Raw genomic sequence first — 5,388 nt, 5'->3', positions numbered from 1 at the left:
ACGAAACCCCTCAAGACTGATAACCAAAATACGCTGCCTCACGGCAACGCGTCACAGGTGGCCGGATACCCCGGAACAGGTGGCCGGATGTTGTCGGAATAGGTGGCCGGATCCTCCGGAATACGCACTGATGCGCAAGGTCGTTCGACCAACTGGCAAATCCTATCTCGAGGAGAGCAAATTCGAAGCGTCGGCTTGGGAGACCATCGACCAACCCGGGTTCATCCGCATTTGGGATGAAGAAGCCGACAGCCTGCCCAAAACCACCACGACGAAGCTCTACTTGCTCACCGGTCTGTTGCTGCCGATCTGGAAGACCATTCCGACAAGCAACGAGCGTATCTATCGCGTCACGCCCGAAGGCTGTGCCAGCATGATCGGACGAACCTTGAGCGAAGAGGGGGCCGCAGCCCTGAGGGCAAAATTCATGGCGGGGACGCCCGAGACGCCAAGTCAAATGCTGACGGCTGCCCTTGGCACGACAACGCCCGTCGACCTGGGCCGCGGCCTGACGCTGACGCGCCGCCGCGTTGCGGGGGATGTGCGTCTGGAGATTGGTGGGGCTGACAAAGGCACGATCGACGGTCTGAAGGCCTTGGGTTGCTTTACCGAGATCATCGCCTTTCAGCTGCGGGTGTTTGTGCCGCACGGGGCAGGGGTCGATGCGGAAGCGATCCTAACCCGGATCGTGGGGAATGGAGCGGTGCAGCTGAGCGATCGGGCAGCCTAAAGAGAAAGCCCGCTTTTGGTCGGGTGTGCAGGGTTGGGACCAGTCAGGTGCCGATTTACAGCTTTGCTGCGCGCCTCGATCCCGCTCTCACCCCGACAAACTCTCGATGAACCTCGCCCCATCTCTGGGGCAGTCATCGCTGAGCAACCTCCATCAAAAGGAACAGACCATGACAGATACAAACACCGACTTCGCCAGCACAATGGAAAAATGGGCCGCCGAGCGCGATGCCGAAAACACCGAGACACGCGCGGTGCTGCTGGCGCAGCTGCGCACTCTCGGTGTTACCGAAGTGACGGCAGAATACGAAGGCTATGGCGATTCCGGCAACGTCGAGGACATCACGCTGCAGCCGACCGAGATTGCGCTGCCACCCGAGCTCTCCAGCCAGCTAGACGAGTTTGCTTGGGCGTTTGCCTATCAGCAGCATCCGGGCTTCGAGAACAACGATGGCGGCTATGGCACGTTGACATGGGACCTCACCAAAGACAGCATCGACCTCGATCATGCTGACCGCTACGTCGAAAGCACCCACAGCTATCACGAGGGGCTTTGATATGGCGCATCCCCTGCATCACGCCGAAAGCTCGGCGCGGAAATTCGGCGGCGAACCTTCCGACTATCAAGCCATCCACGATTGGTTCGATACCTCAAAGGCGCATATGGCGTTCTTCACGCACCGCGCCTTGCGGCACCATACCCAAGGTGTCTTTGAGGCGGAGCGGGAGTTTGGTCTGACGATCACAAATTCTGCGGGACGCGTCATTCCTGTCCGTTGGATCGGGGAGCAGCATGTGAAGGAAGACTGTCAGGGCCGCATTCCAAGCATGGCAGACTGGTTTCGGCGCATTCATCCAGAGGGCTGGATGGCCAATGGCCATATTGATCTGGCGCAAGCTGAACTTGCCAGTGATCCGCGTGCAGATTGGATTGCCGAGGTAGCGGCTGGGAAAACGATCCTTGGGTTCAAGGATTGGATGGATGCGCGCACAGCCCATTTTTGAAGCAAAGCCCATTCGGGCCAGCGCCCCATCTCACCGCCTTCGCGACATTACTGTCTCGGAGGCTTTTTTGCGCCGATCAAGGAGAATCCGATGAACATCGAAGATATCAAAGCCGCAGTAGATGCGGGCAAGTCCGTGCATTGGGCGAATACTGGCTACGTCGTGCGCAAGGACCGGCTTGGCCAATATATGATTGTCTATTTACCGAACGGAAGCGCGATCGGTCTGACCAATCGCGCCCGAACACAGCTCAATGGTGCGGAAGGTGACTTCTATATCGCGGGTCGTGAGGCTCCTGTGCAGGGCGTCACTGCGACGGTCAGTCAGAAGAAAAGGGAGGGTGATCCATGCGGCACTGTTCCAATCCACAAATAACGCGCGTTCCGGGCGGAAAGGTCGGGTGAAAGTGGAAAGCAGGCTTTCTGTTTTGTGATCCCATGATGGGGTCGAAAAGCAATCTCGGATGGTCTGGCAAGACGTTAGGCCCCTATAACCCAAGAAGGATAAAACCCATGTTCGCAGGAACCCTTACCAAAAACGCAGACACCACAGCCGCAGTCTTCACCGGCAGCATCCACAACACCAAGTTCGATATCGCGATCCAGCTGGAAACCCGTGCAAAGATGTCAGAGCGCAGCCCCGACTATGACGTCACGGCGGTCAACAAATCCGGCCGCAAGGTGCGTATCGGCACGGCTTGGAGCGAGACAGGCAATACCAGCGGCATTCCCTACATCTCGATGCAGCTGGATGTTGGCCTCGGCCCGTTCCGCGTCAACGCGGTGCAGACGCAAGAAGCGCGCAAAGCCAAGAGCGAAGACTTCGAGATCATTCCGCTGGTGTCAAACGGGACGATGAAGTCGGGCTCAATCTCGGGTGAGTTAACCGCAATGGATGGTGACAACGCTTTTGCAGGTTACATCGCCAACATGATGTTCGACTTGGATTTCATGCTCATCGAGAACGACTACAAGACAGAAGACACCCACCCGGATTACCGGATCGAAGTCAGTTCTCCGAAAGGCAAGCCGATCCGCGTTGGGTCTGCCTGGATGGCCAAGAGCAATCGGACGGGTCACGATTACGTCTCGTTGTTGATCAACACACCTGACGGCGATTTGCGTGTTAACGCCGTGCAGAACGAAGAGCAGCGCGGCGGGGATACGTTCTCGATCATTCCGTTCGTGCAGAGCGGAGATCAGCAGCCGGACTCAAGCGGTGGTTTGTCACTGGTCGCATAATAGAAGCAGTCGGCACATAGTTTAGATCGATTAGGGGAGCCGCGGCAACGTGGCTCCCCTTTTTTGTCTGTTTGGTTGAAAGGGCTGCTGGATGGCACTCCGTGCTCGCTCCACGCCGCACAGGGCCTTTATTTGACATCTATTCAGTGAACGCGCGTCGGGCGGCTGCAAGCTTTACCCAGTTTCGCCCCCCGAAGGCGGCGAGGGCAAGATAGATCGTTTTGTTGGGAAGGTCTGGCTTGAAGACGATGGTCAGTCGATTTCCTGTCCCACCGTGGCGCACCAACCAACCTTCAAGGTGTCCGCTGAGGCGTAGACCCGATGCGGGGTTGTTCGCGATTGCTTCCAGCAATGCATCAATCTCATCCAACCGTCGATACGCGGCTGCTGTATCGCCCTGCGTCACCTCAACAATGTGATTTGCGATACCAATGATATCCCGCTCGAAGAACGGGTGCTGGATAAAACGCATCAGCTCTTATTTGTCATCGCGGCCAAATGTGCACGCGCGCTTACAGTGATGTCCGATGCGGTCCCGACCGGCTCCCATTGATCCAGTGGCAGCGACAAGCGCCGTTCTAGTTCCGCTTCAAGGACGGCCCGTTCCTGAGTGCGCTCAGCCTTGGCCTTTGCCAATTCACCTGAGACGGCTGCGCTCATGTTGGGATATTCACCAGTTTCCACCAGTTCCTTGGCGAAAGTGTAGGCGGTGTCGGTAAAGCTGACGGTCTGCTTTTGAACGCTCATAGGAGTCTCCTTGGTGTTCCATTAGACTACCATCTTTCGCGTATTTGGCAATGCCTGTCGAATTGACAGACTGGATAATCCACCCAAGCCTAACGGCCTCCCCCGCTCGGCTGCGCGTGTCGCAGGTGAGAACGGCCCTTTGGTCCGTCGCGCATGCGGCCATGCGGCCTTACCGCGATGTCGCACTGTGGGTCCCGGTTTGCCCGTTTCGCGAGCACGGCGGGTCTCGGCCACGCCTGCGGTCTTCGCTCTGGTCTGTTTTGCAGCGCAAAACGATCCCGCCGCTGCACCCGCCTGCGTGTCCGGCCCCACCGCTTGCCTGCTCGCGTCGGGCAAACCTGGCGTCAAAACACACACACATGAGTATGGAAGCATATCCTCCGGATGGCCCCCAAATCAGCCCGCCTCAAGGATCGCAAAACTTTTCGGCGAGGGCGGTGCGGGTTGCGAGGTCTGTCTTGCGCGTGAGGTCGTGGTTGTTGTGAGTACGGCGCCTGGAAAACTTTTGCGCCCAGCAAGCTGGCGGCTGCGCCGTCCCTGACCCGGACAGATTCGGTGAACCAGAAATCGGCCATGCCCCCACACGCATGTGGTGGGCTCAAACTCAAACATCTGGAGATGAACACATGGCCTACGATCAAGCGACAACATACGAGACAATCGAACTCTTCGGCCTGACGGAGAAAGATGCACACCTGCCAATCCCACAGGACGACATTCTGAAAGACTGCATCATTCGCGAAACCTTCGAGACCCTGCTCGGACAGCTACGCAATACCGGACTTGAGGGAGAGATCGAACCCATCGCTCACGGGTTGGCGACAATTCTGCAGCGCCGCAAGGTTGCCCTCGGCAAGGAAGTTGATCGCACAGCCGACAAGATCAGCGCACTGGCAAAATGTCATGACGGATCAGAAATCGCAGAGACCGCACTCGAAGAGGCACAAGCGCGCTTCGTGCAGTTGCGCGAAATCGTGGACGCCATTGAGACGATGGGGGAGCCGGCAGCGGAATGCTACGAGATCGAGACGGGCAATGCCTTCATACCGGCAGCGGGATCGCGGGCTAGCGTTCGAGCGCAAGAGACGGGTGCCGTCTTCGAGGCCAAGCAGCTTCTGGAGCAGCATGATCGCGAGACTGCAGCGAAGTCAAAAGTTGAGGGAGTACCCCTGATCGTGTCGGGATCAACCGACTGGACCGACATCGACGTCATCTTCCGGACCCTCGACAAGGTTCGGGATCGCATCAAGCAAAACCGCAATCAGGACATCTTCATCTGCCACAAAGGCGGCAAGCATGGGGCAGAGATGATCGCGGCCCGCTGGGCACGTGCGCGGGGCATCAACCAAGCGCGCTTCGATCCGCGCTGGTCCGCACACGGACGTGCCGCACCCTTCAAGTGCAACGACGAGATGCTGGACGATAAGTTCGCCGCAACCGGAGTTGTTCTCTTCGGAGGTAACGGGGTCGCACTGAACCTCGGTCAGAAAGCCGAAGCGAAAGGGCTAACGGTGATGCGGGTCGCTGATCCGGCAAAGACTGCGTATTCCGGGGTCATCCGGCCAGTGATTCCGAAAGTATCCGGCCACCCATTCCGATTTTATCCGGCCACTGATTCCGGAGCATCCGGCCACCCTGTGATGTGATGCTGCGAGGCAATCTGTAA

The 5,388-nt window shown here is 57.9% G+C and carries 6 protein-coding genes and 2 pseudogenes; 6 read left to right on the top strand and 2 right to left on the bottom strand.

Annotated elements, in window-relative coordinates; all coding sequences use genetic code 11:
• Positions 1–127: 127 nt before the first annotated feature.
• The 5 genes and pseudogenes from ROE7235_RS18595 to ROE7235_RS18575 form a co-directional block, all read left to right on the top strand.
• Positions 128–730, top strand: a pseudogene (locus tag ROE7235_RS18595) (hypothetical protein); the annotation flags it as partial.
• A gap of 169 nt (positions 731–899) precedes the next feature.
• On the top strand, positions 900–1,286 hold the full coding sequence (locus ROE7235_RS18590) for a DUF6878 family protein (protein ID WP_121097308.1): 387 nt from the start codon (positions 900–902) through the stop codon (positions 1,284–1,286).
• Between the two features lies 1 nt (position 1,287).
• Positions 1,288–1,734, top strand: coding sequence for a DUF6915 family protein (locus ROE7235_RS18585; RefSeq protein ID WP_121097305.1), 447 nt, complete (start codon positions 1,288–1,290; stop codon positions 1,732–1,734).
• 90 nt (positions 1,735–1,824) lie between these two features.
• The gene (locus tag ROE7235_RS18580; protein ID WP_245964033.1) at positions 1,825–2,109 is read left to right on the top strand and encodes a hypothetical protein; all 285 of its coding nucleotides are present in this window, start codon (positions 1,825–1,827) and stop codon (positions 2,107–2,109) included.
• 137 nt (positions 2,110–2,246) lie between these two features.
• Positions 2,247–2,975: a DUF736 family protein gene (locus ROE7235_RS18575; protein WP_121097303.1), complete on the top strand. Its 729-nt coding sequence runs from the start codon at positions 2,247–2,249 to the stop codon at positions 2,973–2,975.
• A 139-nt stretch (positions 2,976–3,114) separates the two neighbouring features.
• Here ROE7235_RS18575 and ROE7235_RS18570 read toward each other — a convergent pair whose 3' ends face one another.
• Both ROE7235_RS18570 and ROE7235_RS18565 read right to left on the bottom strand, forming a co-directional pair.
• Entirely contained in the window at positions 3,115–3,447 is a 333-nt protein-coding gene (locus ROE7235_RS18570) for a type II toxin-antitoxin system RelE/ParE family toxin (RefSeq protein ID WP_121097300.1), read from the bottom strand.
• Positions 3,447–3,722 (bottom strand): hypothetical protein, encoded by a 276-nt coding sequence (locus ROE7235_RS18565; protein WP_121097297.1) that lies wholly within the window; start codon positions 3,720–3,722, stop codon positions 3,447–3,449. The genes ROE7235_RS18570 and ROE7235_RS18565 overlap by 1 nt, the downstream gene beginning before the upstream one ends.
• Before the next feature lie 626 nt (positions 3,723–4,348).
• Here ROE7235_RS18565 and ROE7235_RS18560 point away from each other — a divergent pair.
• Positions 4,349–5,260 (top strand): annotated as a pseudogene (locus ROE7235_RS18560) (DUF2493 domain-containing protein); the annotation flags it as partial.
• Positions 5,261–5,388 lie beyond the last annotated feature (128 nt).

Origin of the sequence: Roseinatronobacter ekhonensis (genome assembly GCF_900499075.1) — a bacterium.
Classification (GTDB): Bacteria; Pseudomonadota; Alphaproteobacteria; order Rhodobacterales; family Rhodobacteraceae; genus Roseinatronobacter; species Roseinatronobacter ekhonensis.
Note: the sequence above shows the minus strand (reverse complement) of the source record. Positions and strands in the feature narration are given on the sequence as shown.

Bases quoted from the DNA above. Each gene is read 5' to 3' on its own strand.
- ROE7235_RS18590 (WP_121097308.1), top strand. From the start codon at position 900: ATGACAGATACAAACACCGACTTCGCCAGCACAATGGAAAAATGGGCC.
- ROE7235_RS18585 (WP_121097305.1), top strand. From the start codon at position 1,288: ATGGCGCATCCCCTGCATCACGCCGAAAGCTCGGCGCGGAAATTCGGC.
- ROE7235_RS18580 (WP_245964033.1), top strand. From the start codon at position 1,825: ATGAACATCGAAGATATCAAAGCCGCAGTAGATGCGGGCAAGTCCGTG.
- ROE7235_RS18575 (WP_121097303.1), top strand. From the start codon at position 2,247: ATGTTCGCAGGAACCCTTACCAAAAACGCAGACACCACAGCCGCAGTC.
- ROE7235_RS18570 (WP_121097300.1), bottom strand. From the start codon at position 3,447: ATGCGTTTTATCCAGCACCCGTTCTTCGAGCGGGATATCATTGGTATC.
- ROE7235_RS18565 (WP_121097297.1), bottom strand. From the start codon at position 3,722: ATGAGCGTTCAAAAGCAGACCGTCAGCTTTACCGACACCGCCTACACT.